Below are 2,762 nucleotides of genomic sequence, written 5' to 3'. Positions count from 1 at the left end.
GCCCACAAGGGTGATGGACTGCCTTTTGCATAATGATCCTGCGAGTTGTGGTGTCTGGCAAGGTTAAGTGAAAACGAGCCGTAGCGAAAGCGAGTCTGAATAGGGCTATTTAGTCAGACGCTGCAGACCCGAAGCCAAGTGATCTATCCATGGCCAAGTTGAAACGAGTGTAACAGCTTGTGGAGGACTGAACCCGTGCCCATTGAAACGGGCTGGGATGAGCTGTGGATAGGGGTGAAAGGCCAAACAAACTTGGTGATAGCTGGTTCTCTTCGAAATATATTTAGGTATAGCCTCAAGTCATAACAAGAGGGGGTAGAGCTCTGATTGGGCTAGGGCTGCTCGCCGCAGTACCAAACCCTGTCAAACTGCGAATACCTTTTGTTGTATCTTGGGAGTCAGGCGGTGGGTGATAAAATCAATCGTCAAGAGGGAAACAACCCAGACTACCAACTAAGGTCCCCAAGTTCTATTCTAAGTGGAAAAAGATGTGTGGTTACTCAAACAACCAGGAGGTTGGCTTAGAAGCAGCCATCCTTTAAAGAAAGCGTAACAGCTCACTGGTCTAGTGATCATGCGCTGAAAATATAACGGGGCTAAGATAGACACCGAAGTTGTAGATTGCTCTTTTAGAGCAGTGGTAGAAGAGCGTTCTGTGCAGCACTGAAGGCATACCGGCAAGGAGTGCTGGAGCGCACAGAAGTGAGCATGCAGGAATGAGTAGCGATAAGATACGTAAGAATCGTATCCGCCGTAAATCTAAGGTTTCCTACGCGATGTTCGTCATCGTAGGGTTAGTCGGGTCCTAAGCCAAGTCCGAAAGGGGTAGGCGATGGGAAATAGGTTAATATTCCTATACCAATTAGGGTGTGCGATGGGAGGACGCATAAAGTTAGGTGAGCCAACGGATGGAAGTGTTGGTCTAAGGGTGTAGATTGGGAGAGAGGCAAATCCGCTCCTGTATTTGAAACCTGAAAGGCTCTTGGCGGTCTTCGGACCAAAGAGAGAATCACTGATACTATCGTGCCAAGAAAAGTCTCTAAGTTTAGCCCTAATTGTCCGTACCGCAAACCGACACAGGTAGATGAGATGAGTATTCTAAGGCGCGTGGAAGAACTCTCTTTAAGGAACTCTGCAAACTAGCACCGTAAGTTCGCGATAAGGTGTGCCTACGCAAGTAGGTCTCAGCAAAGAGTCCCTCCCGACTGTTTACCAAAAACACAGCACTTTGCCAACTCGTAAGAGGAAGTATAAGGTGTGACGCCTGCCCGGTGCTCGAAGGTTAAGAGGATGGGTTAGCCCGCAAGGGCGAAGCTTTGAATTGAAGCCCGAGTAAACGGCGGCCGTAACTATAACGGTCCTAAGGTAGCGAAATTCCTTGTCGGTTAAATACCGACCTGCATGAATGGCGTAACGAGATGGGAGCTGTCTCAAAGAGAGATCCAGTGAAATTGTAGTGGAGGTGAAAATTCCTCCTACCCGCAGCAAGACGGAAAGACCCCGTGGACCTTTACTATAGCTTAGCACTGCTAATGGGAATGCCATGCGCAGGATAGGTGGGAGGCTGTGAAGCAGACACTTTGGTGTCTGTGGAGCCATCCTTGAGATACCACCCTTGGCGTTTTTGTTAGCTAACTGGCCTAAGTCATCCTTAGGCAGGACAATGCTTGGTGGGTAGTTTGACTGGGGCGGTCGCCTCCTAAAAAGTAACGGAGGCTTACAAAGGTTAGCTCATGGCGGTTGGAAATCGCCAGTTGAGTGTAATGGCACAAGCTAGCTTAACTGCAAGAGAGACAACTCAAGCAGAGACGAAAGTCGGTCATAGTGATCCGGTGGTTCTCGTGTGGAAGAGCCATCGCTCAAAGGATAAAAGGTACCCCGGGGATAACAGGCTGATCTCCCCCAAGAGCTCACATCGACGGGGAGGTTTGGCACCTCGATGTCGGCTCATCGCATCCTGGGGCTGGAGCAGGTCCCAAGGGTATGGCTGTTCGCCATTTAAAGCGGTACGCGAGCTGGGTTCAGAACGTCGTGAGACAGTTCGGTCCCTATCTGCTGTGGGCGTAGGAAAGCTGAGGAGAGCTGTCCCTAGTACGAGAGGACCGGGATGGACATGCCACTGGTGCACCAGTTGTTCTGCCAAGAGCACCGCTGGGTAGCCACGCATGGTTGTGATAAGAGCTGAAAGCATCTAAGCTCGAAGCCAACTCCAAGATAAGCTTTCCCTGAAGCTCGCATGAAGACTACATGTTTGATAGGGTGGGTGTGTAAGTGCAGTAATGCATTCAGCTAACCACTACTAATAGAGCGTTTGGCTTGTTTGGTTGATAAGGTATCACCGCCTTGTTGAGTGTAATCAAAGCTTTGTAGGAACCACGCATAGGTTGTTGACAGCTTAAGGACAACTTGCTAGAATAGCATCTTGTCTTTGAGGGGTGTTGTTAGGCTTTCTTAAGAGAAATTCAAGTTTGGTAAGACCTAGCCTTTAGGACTGCTCTTGAGCTCTCTGAAAGCTTTAGACTTGCTTTAGGAAGCGTAAAAGTTTTTTCAGTCTAGTGAGTCTTGGCTCACTCTGGGGGTTTAAGTGCTCTTAGGGTTTGGCTTTTTAAGCTTCAACAACATCTAGAAAAGCTTCTTGCTTTTCCCCGTGTCCCTAGTGGAGAGGATATACCCAGCCCCATCCCGAACCTGGAAGTCAAGCTCTCTAACGCCGATGATACTGCCCTTTGCAAGGGTGGGAAAGTAGGGTGATGCGGGGGGTT

The 2,762-nt window shown here is 49.2% G+C and carries 2 rRNA genes; both read left to right on the top strand.

From position 1 onward, the window contains the following. Positions 1-2,324, top strand: a 23S ribosomal RNA gene (locus tag EAO38_RS08415); the annotation flags it as partial. A gap of 319 nt (positions 2,325-2,643) precedes the next feature. After that, positions 2,644-2,759, top strand: a 5S ribosomal RNA gene (rrf, locus tag EAO38_RS08410). Positions 2,760-2,762: the final 3 nt, after the last annotated feature.

Source organism: Helicobacter vulpis (assembly GCF_003660395.1).
Classification (GTDB): Bacteria; Campylobacterota; Campylobacteria; order Campylobacterales; family Helicobacteraceae; genus Helicobacter; species Helicobacter vulpis.
Note: the sequence above shows the minus strand (reverse complement) of the source record. Positions and strands in the feature narration are given on the sequence as shown.